Raw genomic sequence first — 16,818 nt, 5'->3', positions numbered from 1 at the left:
GCGGACTTGCGCACACCGCGCCCCTTTGACAGGAGACAAAAGCATGCCATTCCATCGTTTTCTGCTCGCTGCTGCGTTGGCATCCGCGGGCATGGCGCAGGCGGCGGCGCCGCTGGGCCAGTACAACATCGACACGGGCAAGATCAGCGTTTCAGGGCTGTCCTCAGGCGGCTTCATGGCCAACCAGCTTGGCAATGCGTACTCGTCCACCTTCATGGGCGTGGGCATCTTTGCCGCGGGGCCGTACATGTGCGCGGGCCACAACAACTACACGGCCTGCATGTACAACGCCAGCATCAGCGCCAGCCAGCAGAGCGCGATGCAGGGCAGCATCGACAGCTACAGCGCCAACGGCACCATCGATGGCAAGTCCGGCATTGCCGCTCAGCAGATCTACATCTTCACGGGCACCAGCGACTACACCGTGGGGCCCAACCTGACCGATGCGCTGCAGACCCAGTACCTCAACAATGGGGTACCCGCGGGCAGCATCACGTACGTCAAGCGCAGCGGGGCCGCGCATGTGCTGCCCACCGACTTTGACAGCACGAGCAACAACGCATGCAGCAGCAGCACCTCGCCCTTCATCAGCAACTGCGGTTATGACGGCGCGGGAGCGGTGCTCTCACATTTCTATGGCGCGCTGAATGCGCGCAACAACGCCCCTGCGGCAGCCAACTACATCGAGTTCGATCAAAGCGCCTATACCGCCGGCAACCCGGGCATGGCCGCCAACGCCTGGCTGTACGTGCCCGCAAGCTGCGCCAGCGGCGCGCAGTGCAAGCTGCACGTCGTGCTGCACGGTTGCCAGCAGAGCACCGACAAGATCGGCGACAAGTTCGTCAAGAACACCGGCTATAGCCGCTGGGCCGATACCAACCAGATCATCCTGCTGTTCCCGCAGACCCGGATCGACAACACCAGCCGCAGCACCGCCAAGAGCGGATCGCTGGCCAACCCGAACGCCTGCTGGGACTGGATCGGCTGGTACGGCGGCAATTTCGCGCAGAAGAGCGGCGCGCAGATGGCCGCGATCAAGGCCATGGTGGATCGCATCGCTTCCGGTGCAGGTTCGGGCGACGGCGGCGGCACCCCACCGCCCACCGATCCGGTCCTGCCGGCGCCCACCGGCCTCAGCCTGTCGGGCGCCACCGCCACAAGCATGAACCTGGCCTGGAATGCCGTGGCTGGCGCCAGCGGCTACAACGTCTACCGCAACGGCAACAAAGCCAACGCCCTTACCGTCTACGCCACCAGCTATACCGACTCGGCGCTGACCGCTTCCACCACCTACAGCTGGGCGGTGCGTGCGGTGGATGCCAACGGCGCAGAGGGTGATGCGTCGAACGCCGTGAGCGGCACCACGCTCGCGCCCACGCAGTCCCCTGGCACCTGCACCACAGCCAGCAACTATGCGCACACACAAGCGGGGCGCGCCTACCAGCAGGGCGGCTACACCTACGCTAATGGCTCCGGCCAGAGCATGGGGCTGTGGAACGTGTTCGTGACCACCACGCTCAAGCAGACGGCCACCAATTACTACGTGATCGGCACCTGCCCCTGACGCGCACCGATCGCGGCATCGGCACACAAGTACGGACCCATGAGCGCCTTGGCCACCCAGGACCTGACCATCCGCTTCGGCGGGCATGTGGCGGTGAACGCCGTGACCTGTGCCTTCGCGCAGGGCACGCTCACGGCCATCGTGGGGCCCAATGGCGCGGGCAAGACCACGTACTTCAACCTGATCTCGGGCCAGCTCAAGGCGACGGCAGGTCGCGTGTCGCTCCATGGCCAGGACCTCACGGGCCTGCCGCCTTCTGCGCGCACGCGCGCCGGCCTGGGCAGGGCGTTCCAGCTCACCAATCTGTTTCCGCACCTGTCGGTGCTGGAGAACGTGCGCCTGGCCGTGCAGGCCGCGCAGCCGGGGCGGCACCGGCGCGGCCTCAACCTGTGGAGCATCTGGAGCGACCACGCCACGCTCACCGCCCGTGCGCAGGGCATCCTGCATGCCGTGGCCTTGGCAGATCGGCAAGGCATGCCAGTGGCCAGCCTGCCGCATGGGGACCAGCGCAAGCTGGAGGTGGCGCTGCTCATGGCGCTGGACCCGCAGGTCTACATGTTCGACGAGCCCACGGCTGGCATGGGCCATGACGAGGCCCCCGTGATCCTGGACCTGATACGCGCGCTCAAGAAAGACAAGACCAAGACCATCCTGCTGGTCGAGCACAAGATGGACGTGGTGCGCGAGCTGGCCGACCGCATCATCGTGCTGCACAACGGCGTGCTCGTCGCGGACGGCGAGCCCGCCGCAGTGATCGCGTCGCCCATCGTGCAGCAGGCCTACCTGGGCACGGCGGCGTCGGCTGCGGAGGCTGAGGCATGAGCGCACCGCTGCTGAAGCTGTCCGGCGTGCACACGCACATCGGGGCATATCACATCCTGCATGGCGTTGATTTGGCCGTGCCCCGCGGGCAGCTCACGCTGCTGCTGGGGCGCAACGGCGCGGGCAAGACGACGACCCTGCGCACCATCATGGGTCTGTGGCGCGCCAGTGCCGGGACCATCACCTTCGGCGGCCAGGGCATCGCGGCCTGGGAGACGCCGCGCATTGCCCAGCAGGGCATTGCCTACGTACCCGAGAACATGGGCATCTTTGCCGACCTGACGGTGAAGGAAAACCTGCTGCTGGCCGCGCGTGGCGCGCGCACCGCGACGCAGATGGACGGCGCGCGGCTGGAGTGGATCTTCCGGCTCTTTCCCGCCGTGGAAAAGTTCTGGAATCACCCCGCAGGCAAGCTCAGCGGCGGGCAAAAACAGATGGTGGCCGTGGCACGCGCCATCGTGGAGCCGCGCGAGTTGCTCATCGTGGATGAACCCAGCAAGGGACTGGCGCCCGCCATCGTCAACAACATGATCGACGCCTTCGCCCAGCTCAAGGCCAGCGGCACCACCATCCTGCTGGTAGAGCAGAACCTGCACTTCGCCCAGCGCCTGGGCGACCAGGTGGCGGTGATGGACAACGGTGTAGTGGTGCATGCCGGCCCCATGGCCGCATTGGCCGAGGACGAGGCGTTGCAGCAGTCGCTGCTGGGGCTGTCGTTATGAACAGGTTTGAACAAAATCGGCCTGTAGCGCCCATGCAGCAAGCGCGAGTAGCTATTAAAAGTGAAGCGACCGGGCGGGGCGCAATAGCCATCGACTGGACACCCCTGGCGCTGGTACCGCTGCTGGCGATCGCGGTGCTGCCCTTCATCGGATCGGCCAGCACCTGGCTCACCCTCACGGTTGCGGGGCTGGCCATGGGCATGATCATCTTCATCATCGCCTCCGGCCTCACGCTGGTGTTCGGGCTCATGGACGTGCTGAATTTCGGCCATGGCGTGTTCATCGCGCTGGGCGCGTTTGTCGCCACCAGCGTGCTGGGCGCGATGAGCGACTGGACTGGGTCGGCCGCGCTGTGGCGCAACCTGGTGGCCGTGCTGCCCGCCATGGCCGTCGCCATGCTGGTGGCCGGCGCGGTGGGCCTGGCATTCGAGCGCCTGATCGTGCGCCCCGTGTACGGCCAGCATCTCAAGCAGATCCTCATCACCATGGGCGGGATGATCATCGGCGAGGAACTGATCAAGGTCATCTGGGGACCACAGCAGATTCCGCTGCCGTTGCCCGAGGCCATGCGGGGCGCGTGGCTCGTCGGCGAGGCGGCCGTGGAAAAGTACCGCGTGCTGGCCGTTGGCGTGGGGCTGGCGGTGTTCGCGCTGCTGGCGTGGACGCTTGCGCGCACCAAGCTGGGCCTGTTGATCCGCGCCGGCGTGCAGGACCGCGAGATGGTCGAGAGCCTGGGCTACGGCGTGCGGCGGCTGTTCGTGGGCGTGTTCGTGGCCGGCAGCGCGCTGGCGGGGCTGGGCGGCGTGATGTGGGGGCTGTACCAGCAGAACGTGGTGCCGCAGATGGGGGCCCAGGTGAACGTGCTGATCTTCATCGTGATCATCATTGGCGGACTGGGCAGCACGGGTGGTGCGCTGATCGGTGCGCTGCTCGTGGGCCTGATGGCCAACTACACGGGCTTCCTGCTGCCGAAGGTGGCGCTGTTCTCCAACATCGCGCTCATGGTCGCCATCCTGCTGTGGCGGCCGCAGGGCGTGTACCCGGTGGCCAACCGTTGAGGAGCGCGTCGATGCTGAACCGGCTCCTCTCTGGCGACTATCCCCGCAGCAAGGTGCTGGCTGTGCTGCTCATGGCCTGCCTGCTGGGGCTCGCCGTGGCGCCGTTCGCCTTTGCGGGCGTGAAGGCGCTCAACGTGGCGGCCAAGGTGCTGGTGTTCGTGGTGCTGGTCGCCAGCTTCGACCTGCTGCTGGGCTACACGGGTATCGTGAGCTTCGCGCACACCATGTTCTTCGGCATCGGCGCCTACGGCATCGCCATCGCCACCAGCCGCCTGGGTGCTACATGGGGCGCGCTGGCCGTGGGGCTGGGGTGCGCGCTGCTGCTGTCATTGCTGCTGGCGCTGGCGATCGGATTGTTCTCGCTGCGCGTGCGCGCCATCTTTTTCGCCATGATCACCCTGGCCGTGGCGGCGGCGTTCCAGACGCTGGCTTCGCAGCTCTCGGACTGGACGGGCGGCGAGGACGGCCTGACCTTCAAGCTGCCCGAGTGGCTGTCGCCCAGCTTCGAGCCCTTCGAGGAGGAGGTGCTGGGGGTGCTGATCGACGGGCGCCTCATCACCTACTACCTGCTGTTCGTCACGGCTGTGGTGCTGGTGCTGGCGCTGTTGCGCATCGTGAACTCGCCCTTTGGCCGTGTGCTGCAGGCCATCCGCGAGAACGAGTTCCGTGCCGAGGCCATCGGCTATCGCGTGGTGGTGTACCGCACGCTCTCCAGCGTGCTGTCCGCGCTGTTCGCCTGTGCGGCGGGTGCCATGCTGGCCCTCTGGCTGCGCTACAACGGGCCGGACACGTCGCTCAGCTTCGAGATCATGATGGACTGCCTGCTCATCGTCGTGATCGGCGGCATGGGCACGATCTATGGTGCCGTGGTCGGCTCCGTGCTCTTCGTGGTGGCGCAAAGCTACCTGCAGGACCTGTTGGGCGTTGCCCATGAGGCTGCCTCTGGTCTTCCCTGGCTGGCCGCACTCCTGTCGCCCGACCGCTGGCTGCTGTGGCTGGGCCTGCTGTTCGTGCTCTCGGTCTATTACTTCCCCACCGGTGTGGTGGGGCGCCTGCGTTCCCTGCGTGCCCCGCCTTGATGGGTGCGCTTTTTTTCTCGTACTGCCATTACCACAACCTTAGGAGACAACATGCGAGTGAATGAACGAGTAACGGTGCGTTGGGCGCTGACGGCGCTGGCGGGGGCCACGCTGGTGGCCTGTGGCGGCGGATCGGATCCGTCCAACGATCTGCCCCAAGGCATCAAAGAAATCAGCGCCACGGTGTACCCGGCCACGACCGTAGGCACGGGCGCCACTGCTGCTACCCAGGACCTGCTGACGGGCGGTATTGGCAAAACGGGCCTGGGCGCCGCGGCCGCGCCCGCCTATGCCGACCCGGCCAACCCCACGGCGGCGGAACTGCGCCGCAATGCGCTGTTTTCCAACTACCGCGGCATCCTGGACTACACGGCCAAGGGCGGCTATGGCACGCTGTACGGCCCCAACATCACGGCCGAAGGCCAGGTGACCGCCAGTGAAGGTCTGATCCCAGGCCGTGAATACCTCGCTGTGCTGGACGATGGCTCCGGCCGCAAGCAAACCGTGATCGCCGTGCAGGTGCCCGACAGTTTCAACACCAGCAACCCCTGCATCGTGCTCGGCCCTTCGTCCGGTTCGCGCGGCGTGTACGGTGCCATCGGCACGGCGGGGGAGTGGGGCTTGAAGAAGGGCTGCGCCGTCGCGCTGACGGATGCCGGCAAGGGCGTGGGCCTGCACAACCTGGCCGACGACACGGTCAACAAGGTCGACGGCACGCGCGCCACGCGCACGGCGGCGGGGGCGCTGAGCTTCTTTGCTGCCAATCTGACGGATGCGGTGCGCTCGGCGTACAACGCGGCCTTCCCCAATCGCATTGCCATCAAGCACGCGCACTCACAGCAAAACCCCGAGAAGGATTGGGGTGCGGACACGTTGGCGGCAGGCCGCTATGCGCTGTATGTGCTGAATGCGCGCTATGGCACGGCAGACAATCCGGTACCGTTCACCAAGGGCAACACGCTGGTGATCGCGGGCTCCGCCTCCAATGGCGGCGCCGCCTCGCTGCGCGCAGCCGAGCAGGACGGCGAGGGCCTGATCGACGGCGTGGTGGCTTCAGAGCCCGTGACCGAAATGCCCACCGCCTCCGGCTATGGCATCCAGTTCGACGGCGCGGCGGTCGCTGGCTACGGCAAGACCCTGGCCGAGTACACCACCTGGGGCAACATCTACCAGCCCTGCGCCGCGCTGGCGGCCGACGCGGCCATCAACGAGACATCGATCTACAACTACATCGCCCTCACTGCCATGACTGCGCGCGCCACGGCACGCTGCGACGGCCTGGCGGCCAAAGGCCTGGTGAGTGGCGCCACCACGGAGGAGCGTGCGGCCGACGCCCTGGCCAAGCTGCGTGCCTATGGCTGGAACGCCGAGAACAACACCATGCACAACGCCCACTATGCGCTGGGCAACGGACCCATCCTGTCGGCCATGTACACCATGGCCTATGGCCGCTTTGGCGCGGATGCCAACCTGTGCGGGTCCAGCTTTGCCGCTGCCAATGCCACGGGCGACGTGATTGCCGCCGCGCCCACGGCGCTGGCCCAAAGCGCCGCCACCGCGAACGGCACAGCCAATGGGACGCCCGCCACGGTGATCTACAACGACTCGGTGGGAGGCGCCAAGTCCTGGCCCTTCGCCGTGTCGCCCTCTACCGGCGTGGCGGACTTCGGGCTGGACAACGCGCTGTGCCAGTATGCGCTGGTCAGCGGCAAGGACCCCGTGACCGGTGCGGCCCTTACGGCGGCCAGCACGCCGACCAAGGCGCAGAGCGACGCCGTGCGCAGCGGCGTGGCCGAGGTGCTGCACAACGCCAACCTGCGCGGCAAGCCGGCGATCATCGTCGCCGGCCGCAGCGATGCGCTGGTGCCGGTCAACAACAACGCGCGTGCCTACGCGGCGCTCAATCGTGCTGTGGAGGGCGCGTCGAGCAAGCTGCGCTACGTGGAAGTCATGAACGGTCAGCACTTCGATGCGTTCCTGCCCTTCTCAGGTTTCGACACGCGCTTCGTGCCGCTGCACCCGTACTTCAACCAGGCCATGGACGTGATGTGGGCGCACCTGAAGAACGGCGGCCCGCTGCCCGCAAACCAGGTCGTGCGCACCACGCCGCGCGGCGGTACCGCGGGAGCGGCGCCGGCCATTACCGCAGCCAATGTCCCGCCGTTCGCCATGAGCCCCGCCGCCGCCGACCAGATTGGCTTTGTGGGCACATCCATCAGCGTGCCGCGTTGAGGCTGCGCGGCTGAAGAGGCCCCGCCTGTGCCCCGGCATCCGGGGCAGGGCCGGGGCCCCTGCGTGGGGACTGCGTTTGGTGCTTCGAAAGGAAGGGACGGGCATGCGCAAGCTGAGGTGTTGGGTTGGCGGGTTGCTGCTGTCTTTGGCGGCTCTCGCGTCATCGGCCGCAGAGGTGGTGATCGGGCAGGTGGCGCCGCTGTCGGGCGTGCTCGCGTCCACGGGCGAGCAGATGGTGCTGGGCGGCAAGGTGTACTTTGACGCCGTCAACGCGCAGGGGGGTGTGCATGGCGCCAAGATCCGCCTGCAGGTGGAGGACGATGGCTACAAGGTGGACGACACCGTGCGTCTGACGCGTGCCATGCTCGACCGCCCTGAAGTCGTTGCCCTGTTCGGCTTTGCCGGCACGGCCAACATTGCGCAGTTGCTGGCCGACAAGGTGCTGGAGCAGGGCGGTGCGGCCCTGGTGGCGCCGTACACGGGCGGCGAGGTGCTGCGCACGCCCTTCAACCCCTGGATCTTCCATGTGCGTGCGGGCTATGCCGATGAAGCCGAGCACATGGTGCAGCAGCTTGCCACGCTGGGCATCACGCGCATTGCCGTCATGTACCAAGACGACGGTTTCGGCAAGGCGGGCCTGGCCGGAGTGGAGGCGGCGCTGGAGCGGCGCCAGCTCAAGTTGGTAGCCGCGGCCGGCTATGAGCGCAACACCGACAACGTGGACTCCGCCGTGCAGACCATCCGCGCCATGGATGCGCAAGCCGTGATCATGATCGCCGTCAACAAGCCGGCTGCCGCATTCACCAAGCGCTACCGCGAGCAGGGCGGCGGCGCGCGGCTGTTCAACATCTCCGTGGTGGACCCCGCCGAAATCGTGAAGCTGGCGGGGCTGAAGAACGCGCACGGCCTGGCCATCAGCCAGGTGGTGCCGTACCCCTACCGGCCTCAATTGCCCGTGGTGCGCGAGTATCAGCAGTTGCTCAAGAAATACGCGCCAGAGGCTGAGATCAACTACACCAGCTTCGAGACCTTCCTGGGCGCGAAGGTCCTTGTCGAGGCCCTGCGCCGTGCCGGCCCGCAGCCTACCAGGGCACGCGTGCTGCGTGCACTGGAGTCGCTGCAGGGGTTCGATCTGGGTGGCGTCACGCTGAACTACGGGCCGAACAACCGTGTCGGCTCGCGCTTCGTCGAGGTCACGGTGATCGGGGGCAACGGCCGGCTCATGAAGTGAGGCGCGCCCGCGGCGATCACACTCTCCCTGCACAAAGGCTGCACCATGTCCTTCGTCTCGCGCTACGTGCGCTGCGCCGGCTATGAAATCCACCTGACCGACTGGGGCGCGCCCGGCGCGCCGGTGGTGATAGCCTGGCACGGCCTGGCACGCACCGGACGCGACATGGACGAGCTGGCCGCACACCTGGCGGCCCATGGCTGGCGCGTGTTGTGCCCCGACACCCTGGGTCGCGGCCTGAGCCAGTGGAGCCGTGATCCGCAGCGCGAATACACGCTGGCTTTCTATGCACGCGTTGTGGAGGAGCTGCTGGATCAGCTGGGTGTGCAGCGGGTGCAGTGGGTGGGTACGTCGATGGGCGGCGCCATCGGCACCGTGTGCGCCGCCGGCCTGCTGGCGCCGCGCCTGCACAGGCGCATCACGCACCTGGTGCTCAACGACAATGCCCCGCAGCTGGCCGGCCCCGCGCTGGAGCGCATCAAAGCCTATGCGGGCCAGCCGCCCCAGTTCGATACCGTGATGGAGTTGGAGGCCTTCTTTCGCCGCACCTACGCGCCGTTCGGCTGGCTCAGCGATGCGCAGTGGCTGCGCCTTACCGAGACCTCGCTGCGCCGCCTGCCCGATGGGCGCGTGACCCCGCACTACGACCCGGCCATGGTGCAGCAGTTCACGCGGCATGAGAACGACTATCTCGTCTGGCCGCACTACGACCGGCTCGACATTCCCGTGCTGTGCCTGCGCGGGGCCGAGTCCGACCTGGTGCTGCCCGCGGTGGTGCAGGAGATGCAGCGCCGGGGCCCGGGCGCACGCGGCCTGCTGGAGGTGGTCGAGGTGCCGGGCTGCGGCCACGCGCCCGCGCTCAACGTGCCGCAGCAACTGGCCTGGGTGCAGCGCTTTTTGCAGGGCCTGCCCGCGCAGGGGTGAGGCGGCGCACGGCTTGCGCGGTGTGCCTGCATTGTTGCCATCCACGCAACGCAGTTTCCTTATTTCAGGTCTCACTCGGCGCAGCCGTTGCAGCTAGCATGTGAGACTTGCATTGCCTGGGCGTCAGCGGCGACGCCGGCACGGCATGAAGGGAACCGCGACATGGGTTTTCTGGTGGATCTGATTCGCGAATACGGCCTAGGTGTCGTGTTCCTGAACGTGCTGATCGAGCAGCTGGGTGCGCCCATTCCCGCCTATCCAGTGCTGGTGGTCACCGGCGCGGTGGCGGGCGACGACTGGCAGCACGGCGCACGCATCGTGCTGTTGGCCGTGGCGGCCGCGCTCATTGCCGACCTGCTGTGGTACCAGGCCGGCAAATCCTACGGCCATCGTGTGCTGGGGCGCATCTGCCGCATTTCGCTGTCGCCTGATGCCTGCATCCGCCAGACGGAATCGCTCTACGGCCGCTGGGGCCCCAAGTCGCTGCTGATTGCCAAGTTCGTTCCAGGCTTTGCGTCGATCGCCAGCGCGCTTGCGGGTGTGGTGGGCACGCCGCGGTCGGTCTTCGTGCTGTACGACACGCTGGGCGCGTTGATCTGGGTGGGCTCGGCAGTGTTGCTGGGATCGCTGTTCAGCACCACGGTCGAGGACCTGCTGGCCGTGCTCACAGCGCTGGGCCAGGGGGGATTGGTATTGCTGGCGGTGGGGCTGGGCGTGTTCATTCTGCGCAAGTGGTGGCAGCGCCAGCGCACGGTGCGCTCGCTGAAGATGCCTCGCGTGTCGGTGCAGGAGTTGCGCGGCATGCAGGCCCAGGGGATCATGCCCACGGTGATCGATGTGCGCACGGGTCAGGCCTACAGCGCGGGCCATATTCCTGGCGCCCAGGCGTGGGAGCTGCGCCCCCGGGACGCGGCAGCACCCCACGCCCATCTATTGCCGCACGACGCGCATCCGCACGGCGTGGTCATCTATTGCGACTGCCCGGCAGAGATATCGGCCGCCCGGCTGGCGCGCCAGCTACAGCGCGCAGGCTTTTCCAACGTGCGCCCGCTGCTGGGCGGGCTGCAGGCCTGGCAGGACGCCGGGTTCGAGGTCGCCAAGCCGTCTGCCGATACGCCCTGAGACCGCTCGCCGCGCCAAGCAACAAGGCCTCCGTGTGGAGGCCTTGTTGCGTTGTGCGCGGAGAAGGACGTCAGTCCGGCATGGAGCAGTGCCCGCCCGAGGCGGCCTTGCCCGAGCCGGCTGCGATCAGCGGCGCCTCGAAGCGCAGGTCCACCGGGGCGGAGTTGCTGTAGTCCCAGGCCAGGAAGGCGGCGAGCACGGCCCAGAAGGCCAGGCGCAGTGTGGTGTGTCGTGTCATGGCGTAGCTCTCCTCGTGTTCATAAGCCGAAATGGCGACGGATGCGCAGGCCGAAGATCGTTCCTGCGAAGGCCAGCGGCACCCAGATCCAGCCGTGGAGGCTGCCTGTGGAGATGCCCGACAGCATGGCGCCGACGTTGCAGCCGAAGGCCAGGCGTGAGCTGTACCCCAGCAGCAGGCCCGCGACCAGGGCCACGGCCCATTGCGTGCCCGTCAGCGCCTTGGCCGTGACCGGCTTGCCGGCCGACACCCACAGAGCGCCCCCGAGGATGCCGATGTTGGTGATGCTGGTCACGTCCAGCAGCACGGTCTCCTGCAGGCGGGCGGCGTTGCCGGGCTGGCTCCAGAACCAGTTGCCCGCCAGGTCCGCGGCACCGCTGGCCTGGGCGAGTTTTGCCGCCCACAGGCCAAAGCCGTACACCACACCCCAGGGCTGGCCGGCGATCACCAGGTTCAGCGTGGCCAGCAGCGCCAGCAGCACGGCGCCCACGATCCACCTGCGCACCAGCAGCGGCTGGGGCTGCGTGCCTTGCGGCCCCTGGGCGCGGCGCGCATACCAGCGCACCGCCACCGCGACCACGGCCAGCACCGCCAGCGTGATCAACAGTGCCTGTTGCCAACCGAAGCGATTGACCAAACCGACGGGCTGCGCGCGGCCGAGGTCCAGCCAGAAGCCCAGGTGCATCGAGCCCAGGAAGCTGCCGAGCGCGAACAGCGGCAGGATCGCCGCGTTCATCGGAATGCCCAGGCCCGCCTTGTACAGCGTGCCGCTGCCGCAGCCGTCGGCAATCTGCATGCACAGCCCGAACACGAAGGCGCCGACCAGCAGGCTCACGCTGGGTGGGCCCAGGGCGGCCGTCAGTTCAGGGAAGTGGCCCAGCAGCGGCATGGCCAGTGCGGCGGCCAGTGCCAGCAGTAGCAGCTGGCCCATGACGCCGCTGGCGTCCTTGTCCTCGATGAGCATGCGCCAGCCCGTGGTGAAGCCAAAGCGCTGGCCGGCCAGCACCGCGCCCAGGCCCAGACCTACGGCGAACAGGGCCGCTTGCCGCACGGACACGGTCCACAGCAGCCAGCCCAAGAAAATGGCCAGCAGGGCCGCAAGAGGGAGTCGTTTCATGGAAGAGGGCTAGAGATTCAAAAAAGTGAGCTGCTAGCGCTTTCCTGGCAAGCGCTAGAGGCCGATTTGACTATGAGGCTGTCAGGTGCCCAGCGCAGTGGGCTGCCTTACTTGAGCTTGCGTTCCCACCACTGCTTGGCGTCGTAGGCCAGTGCCTCGGCGCGGGTGGGCTGGTTCGCCATCAGCGGCGGCTCCTGGGACTGGGTCCAGTCCACCATGGAGCCGGCATACAGCTTCACGCCGGGCAGGCCCGCCACTTCGGACAGGCCGAACCAGTCGGTGGCCGCCCAGTGGCCGGTATTGCAGAACGCGACCATGTCCTGGCCCTGTTCGCGCTTGACCTTGGCGGCGATCTGCCGGGCCGTCGCCGCATCCACGAAGGTGGAGGTGCCGGGAACGAACCACTGGTTGAAGTCCAGCTGCTGCGCGCCCGGCAGGGTGCCAGACACCTTGGCCGCGGGCGCACGCACCTTGCCCTGGTAGAAGGCATCGGGGCGCGAATCCACCAGTGCGGCGTTGCTCAGGCGAATGTGCTGGCCCACGTCCTCGCGCGTGGCCAGCAGGCGGGTGTCCAGCGTGGGCGTGTACTGGCTGGCCGCGACCTGTGGCACCTCGGCCGTCAACGGAAGCTGGGCTTGGCCCCAGGCCTTCATGCCGCCATTGAGGATGGAGAGTTCCTTGAGGCCCAGCAGCTTCAGCGTCCAGTACACGCGCGCCGCCGCGCCGAAATCCGTCGGGTCCGCGCCCGTGGAGACCACCACGGCATGCGTGGTGGGCGTGAGCCCTAGCGACTGCACCAGCGCGGTGAGCCGGGGCAGGTCGGGCAGTTCACCCGGGTTGCTGGCGGGGCCGCGCCACTTGCCGTAGGGGGCATTCACCGCACCCGGAATGTGCTGGGCGCCGTAGCTGGCGGGGTCGCGGATGTCGATCACGCGCGGCGGCGTGGCCTGCGTTGTCTGGGCCTTCAGTTCGGCAGGCGTCAGCAGTGGCTGGGCTGCCCACGCCGCAGGGGCCACATGGGCGGCCGTGGCGAATACCGCGAGGGCGAGCAGTTTTTTCATGGCGATCTCGAAAACAGTCGTTCAGGGAAGGGCGTAATTGTCCCGCGCCCTTGAGCCTCATCAACGACAGAATCGGATTGTTCTTATAGCCAATATGGATAAGCCAGGCCCGGCCCACCGCGGCGCCGGGCGGCTTTCAGAGGCCGCTGCCGAGCCTGCGCGGCACGCGCCGCCGCCCCAGCGCCATGGCCTGCCACGCGCGGCGGTAGGCCAGCAGCGTGCTTTCGGCGCGCGCCCGCACGCTGCCTTCCCACGGCTCGCCGGGGGTGAGGCCCGCGTGCGTACCAGTGAGCAGCGCAATGCCCTCGCTGACGTGCTGCGCCGTATAGACGTGAAAGCGCCCCGCCGCGACCGCATCCACCACGGCGGGCGAGAGCATCAGGTGGCGCTGGTTGCGTGCCGGAATTAGCACGCCCTGCGTGCCGGTCAGGCCCGCGTGCGCGCACACGCGGAACCAGCCCTCGATCTTCTCGTTCAGCCCGCCCACGGGCAGCACCTCACCGTGCTGGTTGAGCGCGCCGGTAACCGCGATGTCCTGGCGCAGCGGCAGGCCCGACAGCGACGACAGCAGGGCATACAGCTCGGCGCAGGAGGCCGAGTCGCCCTCAATGCCGCTGTACTCCTGCTCCAGCACGATGGACGCGTTGAGCGCCAGCGGCGCCAGGTGTCCGAACAGCGCGCTGAAATAACTGTGCAGGATGAGCACGCCCTTGTCGTGGATCGGGCCGGACAGCTCGACCTCGCGCTCGATGTTGACCAGGCCTTCTTGGCCCGCATGCGTGCGCGCGGTGATGCGCACCGGAAAGCCGAAGCGGTAGTCGCCCAGGTCGATCTGCGTGAGCGCATTCAACTGGCCGACGCGCGTGCCGTCCAGCGTGATGAGCAACTCGCCCTCGGCAATCGATTCGTGCAATGCCTCCTCGGGGGCGTTGTGGCGCTGGCGCTTGGCGATCAGTGCGGCTTCCACGTCGGCCGCATCGGTCAGCGCCGCGCCGCGTGCCCGTGCCTGGGCCGCGCTTTCGAGCAGCAGGGCTTCCAGCAGGGAAAAGCGCGCGCTCTGGCGCGACTGGTCGTCGGCCTCGCGGTGGGTGAATTCCAGCAGGCGGGCCACGGCCGCGGCGCTGCAGTGCGGCAGGCCGCGGCGGGCGCACGCGCGCGCGATGAACACGGCGCTGGCGTAATGCGTCTGGGCGCTGGCGGTGAAGCGCTCGGCAAAATCCACCTTCACGCGAAAGCGCTGCGCCAGGTCTTCGTCGCCCTCCTGCAGCACGTAATACTCGACGGCGGTGCCGATCAGCACGAGCTTGACGTCCACATCCACGCCCTCGGGCTGCAGCGCCACTGTCGGCCCACCACCGCCATGGCTGGCGGCCGTGTCCTCGACCGCCAGGCGGCTGCAGCGCAGGAAGCGGCGCAGCCGTTCCCACAGCGGCGTATCGCCCAGCAGGTCGCGCAGGAATAGCATCAGGTAGCCGCCGTGCGCACGCAGCAGGCCGCCGGCGTGGATGCTGGAGAAATCGGCATACGGCGCGTCTTCCCCGGATTCGTACTGGATGTGGCCGAACAGGTTGCGCAGCTGCGGGTTGTCTTCGACCACCACTGGCGCGCCCTTCAGGGAAGCGTTGTCCACCGCCAAGTTCACCTGGCACAGCGCCAGCAGGTTGGCCAGTTGGTCGCGGCGTTCCTCTTCCTGCGGATCGTCGGGCTGCTCGCCTTCGTGAGGCACGAAGAGCTCAAGGTCGTCGAGCACCTCGCGCTGCACCTGGTCGAGCCAGCGTCCCAGCTTGACCGCGTCCTTGATCTGCTTGCGCAGGCCCTGGCGGATGTCGTCCAGACCGTGCGTCACCAGCGGGCCGGCGCTCTGGCGCAGAAGCTGCGCCAGCGCACCGTCGCGCGCGCGCTCCAGCGGGCGGGTCTGTTCCAGGAAGCGCACGATCTCCGTGCGCAGCTCCTGCTCGGCCAGCTCGATGGCGGCGCGCTCGGGTGCGCCCAGCGCTGCGCCATCGGCCTCCGTCAGCGGCTCGCCGCCCGGGCCCAGCAGGGTGAACACCATCTGCCCCTGTTCACGCGACAGGCGAAACCGCCGTGCACGCGCGAAGTCGGCCAACTGGCTGAAGGCGCGCGCCTCGTCGCTCTGGTAGCGCTTGTGGATGCGCTCGCGCTCGTTCTTCACGTCCGGCGCAGCCAGGCGCTTGGGGATCTCCGCCTCCAGCTGGCGGCTCCAGCTCGCCATCTGGTCGCGCAGCTGGCGCCCCTGGCCCGCGGGCAGGCGCAGGGCGCGTGGACGTTCGGGTGCGTCGAAATCGTGCAGAAAGCACAGGTCCGGCGGCACGGGCCGGCTGGCGGCCGCTTCGTCCATGGCCTGGCGCATCAGGGAGGCACGGCCGCTGCCGACCTCGCCCAGCACGAACAGGTGGTAGTCGGGCTGTTGCATGGTCAGCCCGAACCGGGCCGCATCGAACGCGCGCTGCTGGCCGATCCACGGCAGGGGCTCGGCCACCAGCGCGCGCGTGTCGTCAAAGCCCAGGCTCTCGGGGCGGATGCTCAGGCGCAACTGGCCGGGTGCGAGTGCCGTGCAGGGCGCGCTCATGGCTGGCTCCAGCCCGCCAGGTGCTGTTGTGCAATGCGGCTCAAGGCGGTGATCCAGGCGGGGTTGTCGTTCAGGCAGGGGATGTAGCGGAAGTCCTGGCCGCCTGCGTGCAAGAAGGCCTCGCGTGCCTCCTGGTTGATCTCCTCCAGCGTTTCCAGGCAGTCACTGGTGAAGCCCGGGCACATCACGTCCACGCGGCGCGTGCCGCCCTGTGCCAGCGCCACCAGCGAGGGTTCGGTGTAGGGCTCCAGCCAGCGGGCCTTGCCAAAGCGCGACTGGAAGGTCAGCAGGTACCGGTCTTCGCCCAGCCCCAGCGCCTGCGCGAGCAGCCGGGCCGTGGTGCGGCATTGCTCCGCGTAGGGGTCGCCCAACCGCACATTGCGTTCGGGAATGCCGTGAAAACTCATCACCAGCTTGTCCGCCGGGCCGCCCTCGCGCTGCCAGTGCGCGCGCACCGACTGGGCCAGCGCGGCAATGTAGTCCGGGTGGTCGTGGTAGTCGTTCACGAAGCGCAGCTCGGGAAAGCAACGCGAGCGGCGCACCCACGCGGCCACGTCGTCGAACACGCTGGCGGTGGTCGTGGCCGAGTACTGCGGGTACAGCGGCAGCACCAGCGCGCGGCGCACGCCGGCGTCCTGCAGCACCTGCAGTTGCGCACCAATGGCCGGCTGACCGTAGCGCATGGCGGGCAGTACCCGCACCGGCTGGCCGGCCTCGCCCAGCCAGCCGCGCAGCATCACCGCCTGCTTGGCCGTCCATACGGCGAGCGGGGAGCCTTCTTCCGTCCAGATGCTGGCGTACTTGGCGGCCGACTTGGCCGGCCGCGTGCGCAGGATGATCCCGTACAGCAGAGGCAGCCACAGCGCCCGCGGAATTTCCACCACCCGCGGGTCGCCCAGGAACTGCGCCAGATAGCGGCGCAGCGCCGGTGCGGTGGGGGCGTCTGGCGTGCCCAGGTTGCACAGCAGAATGGCGGTGCTTTCGCGTGCTGCGGCGGTCTGGATCGAAGAGGCTGAGGCCGTCTGGGCGGCATGGTGAGAAGGCGAGGCGGGCATGCG

The 16,818-nt window shown here is 68.0% G+C and carries 14 protein-coding genes; 9 read left to right on the top strand and 5 right to left on the bottom strand.

What is annotated here, in order from left to right:
* Positions 1-43 precede the first annotated feature (43 nt).
* The 9 genes from AC1PPL_RS10820 (at position 44) to AC1PPL_RS10780 (ending at position 10,754) form a co-directional block, all read left to right on the top strand.
* Positions 44-1,564 carry an extracellular catalytic domain type 2 short-chain-length polyhydroxyalkanoate depolymerase gene (locus tag AC1PPL_RS10820; RefSeq protein WP_479973264.1) on the top strand — a complete coding sequence of 507 codons (1,521 nt, stop codon included), beginning with the start codon at positions 44-46 and terminating at the stop codon, positions 1,562-1,564.
* Positions 1,565-1,603: 39 nt separating this feature from the next.
* Entirely contained in the window at positions 1,604-2,386 is a 783-nt protein-coding gene (locus AC1PPL_RS10815; RefSeq protein ID WP_287743727.1) for an ABC transporter ATP-binding protein, read from the top strand.
* Entirely contained in the window at positions 2,383-3,108 is a 726-nt protein-coding gene (locus AC1PPL_RS10810) for an ABC transporter ATP-binding protein (RefSeq protein WP_287802611.1), read from the top strand. The genes AC1PPL_RS10815 and AC1PPL_RS10810 overlap by 4 nt, the downstream gene beginning before the upstream one ends.
* A gap of 32 nt (positions 3,109-3,140) precedes the next feature.
* Positions 3,141-4,166 (top strand): branched-chain amino acid ABC transporter permease, encoded by a 1,026-nt coding sequence (locus AC1PPL_RS10805; protein WP_088886508.1) that lies wholly within the window; start codon positions 3,141-3,143, stop codon positions 4,164-4,166.
* A gap of 11 nt (positions 4,167-4,177) precedes the next feature.
* Positions 4,178-5,245 (top strand): branched-chain amino acid ABC transporter permease, encoded by a 1,068-nt coding sequence (locus AC1PPL_RS10800; RefSeq protein ID WP_015913544.1) that lies wholly within the window; start codon positions 4,178-4,180, stop codon positions 5,243-5,245.
* 51 nt (positions 5,246-5,296) lie between these two features.
* Entirely contained in the window at positions 5,297-7,477 is a 2,181-nt protein-coding gene (locus AC1PPL_RS10795) for a 3-hydroxybutyrate oligomer hydrolase family protein (RefSeq protein WP_479973263.1), read from the top strand.
* A gap of 103 nt (positions 7,478-7,580) precedes the next feature.
* Positions 7,581-8,708 (top strand): ABC transporter substrate-binding protein, encoded by a 1,128-nt coding sequence (locus AC1PPL_RS10790; RefSeq protein WP_015913542.1) that lies wholly within the window; start codon positions 7,581-7,583, stop codon positions 8,706-8,708.
* A 45-nt stretch (positions 8,709-8,753) separates the two neighbouring features.
* On the top strand, positions 8,754-9,632 hold the full coding sequence (locus AC1PPL_RS10785) for an alpha/beta fold hydrolase (protein ID WP_479973262.1): 879 nt from the start codon (positions 8,754-8,756) through the stop codon (positions 9,630-9,632).
* Positions 9,633-9,794: 162 nt separating this feature from the next.
* Entirely contained in the window at positions 9,795-10,754 is a 960-nt protein-coding gene (locus AC1PPL_RS10780; RefSeq protein WP_479973261.1) for a rhodanese-like domain-containing protein, read from the top strand.
* A gap of 70 nt (positions 10,755-10,824) precedes the next feature.
* Here the strand turns inward: AC1PPL_RS10780 and AC1PPL_RS10775 are convergent, their stop codons facing one another.
* From AC1PPL_RS10775 to hemH, 5 genes are all read right to left on the bottom strand, one after another.
* Entirely contained in the window at positions 10,825-10,992 is a 168-nt protein-coding gene (locus AC1PPL_RS10775) for a hypothetical protein (RefSeq protein WP_011804920.1), read from the bottom strand.
* 19 nt (positions 10,993-11,011) lie between these two features.
* Entirely contained in the window at positions 11,012-12,109 is a 1,098-nt protein-coding gene (locus AC1PPL_RS10770) for a YeeE/YedE thiosulfate transporter family protein (protein ID WP_479973260.1), read from the bottom strand.
* Positions 12,110-12,216: 107 nt separating this feature from the next.
* Positions 12,217-13,170, bottom strand: coding sequence for a sulfurtransferase (locus AC1PPL_RS10765; RefSeq protein WP_011804922.1), 954 nt, complete (start codon positions 13,168-13,170; stop codon positions 12,217-12,219).
* Positions 13,171-13,306: 136 nt separating this feature from the next.
* Positions 13,307-15,760: a Lon protease family protein gene (locus AC1PPL_RS10760; RefSeq protein ID WP_479973259.1), complete on the bottom strand. Its 2,454-nt coding sequence runs from the start codon at positions 15,758-15,760 to the stop codon at positions 13,307-13,309.
* Positions 15,757-16,815, bottom strand: coding sequence for a ferrochelatase (hemH, locus tag AC1PPL_RS10755; protein ID WP_270175345.1), 1,059 nt, complete (start codon positions 16,813-16,815; stop codon positions 15,757-15,759). Before hemH ends, AC1PPL_RS10760 begins: the two co-directional genes overlap by 4 nt.
* Positions 16,816-16,818: the final 3 nt, after the last annotated feature.

Source organism: Diaphorobacter sp. B2A2W2, assembly GCF_056730635.1.
Note: the sequence above shows the minus strand (reverse complement) of the source record. Positions and strands in the feature narration are given on the sequence as shown.

Excerpts from the sequence above, each read along its gene's own strand:
- AC1PPL_RS10820 (WP_479973264.1), top strand. The coding sequence starts at position 44 with ATGCCATTCCATCGTTTTCTGCTCGCTGCTGCGTTGGCATCCGCGGGC.
- AC1PPL_RS10815 (WP_287743727.1), top strand. The coding sequence starts at position 1,604 with ATGAGCGCCTTGGCCACCCAGGACCTGACCATCCGCTTCGGCGGGCAT.
- AC1PPL_RS10810 (WP_287802611.1), top strand. The coding sequence starts at position 2,383 with ATGAGCGCACCGCTGCTGAAGCTGTCCGGCGTGCACACGCACATCGGG.
- AC1PPL_RS10805 (WP_088886508.1), top strand. The coding sequence starts at position 3,141 with ATGCAGCAAGCGCGAGTAGCTATTAAAAGTGAAGCGACCGGGCGGGGC.
- AC1PPL_RS10800 (WP_015913544.1), top strand. The coding sequence starts at position 4,178 with ATGCTGAACCGGCTCCTCTCTGGCGACTATCCCCGCAGCAAGGTGCTG.
- AC1PPL_RS10795 (WP_479973263.1), top strand. The coding sequence starts at position 5,297 with ATGCGAGTGAATGAACGAGTAACGGTGCGTTGGGCGCTGACGGCGCTG.
- AC1PPL_RS10790 (WP_015913542.1), top strand. The coding sequence starts at position 7,581 with ATGCGCAAGCTGAGGTGTTGGGTTGGCGGGTTGCTGCTGTCTTTGGCG.
- AC1PPL_RS10785 (WP_479973262.1), top strand. The coding sequence starts at position 8,754 with ATGTCCTTCGTCTCGCGCTACGTGCGCTGCGCCGGCTATGAAATCCAC.
- AC1PPL_RS10780 (WP_479973261.1), top strand. The coding sequence starts at position 9,795 with ATGGGTTTTCTGGTGGATCTGATTCGCGAATACGGCCTAGGTGTCGTG.
- AC1PPL_RS10775 (WP_011804920.1), bottom strand. The coding sequence starts at position 10,992 with ATGACACGACACACCACACTGCGCCTGGCCTTCTGGGCCGTGCTCGCC.
- AC1PPL_RS10770 (WP_479973260.1), bottom strand. The coding sequence starts at position 12,109 with ATGAAACGACTCCCTCTTGCGGCCCTGCTGGCCATTTTCTTGGGCTGG.
- AC1PPL_RS10765 (WP_011804922.1), bottom strand. The coding sequence starts at position 13,170 with ATGAAAAAACTGCTCGCCCTCGCGGTATTCGCCACGGCCGCCCATGTG.
- AC1PPL_RS10760 (WP_479973259.1), bottom strand. The coding sequence starts at position 15,760 with ATGAGCGCGCCCTGCACGGCACTCGCACCCGGCCAGTTGCGCCTGAGC.
- hemH (WP_270175345.1), bottom strand. The coding sequence starts at position 16,815 with ATGCCCGCCTCGCCTTCTCACCATGCCGCCCAGACGGCCTCAGCCTCT.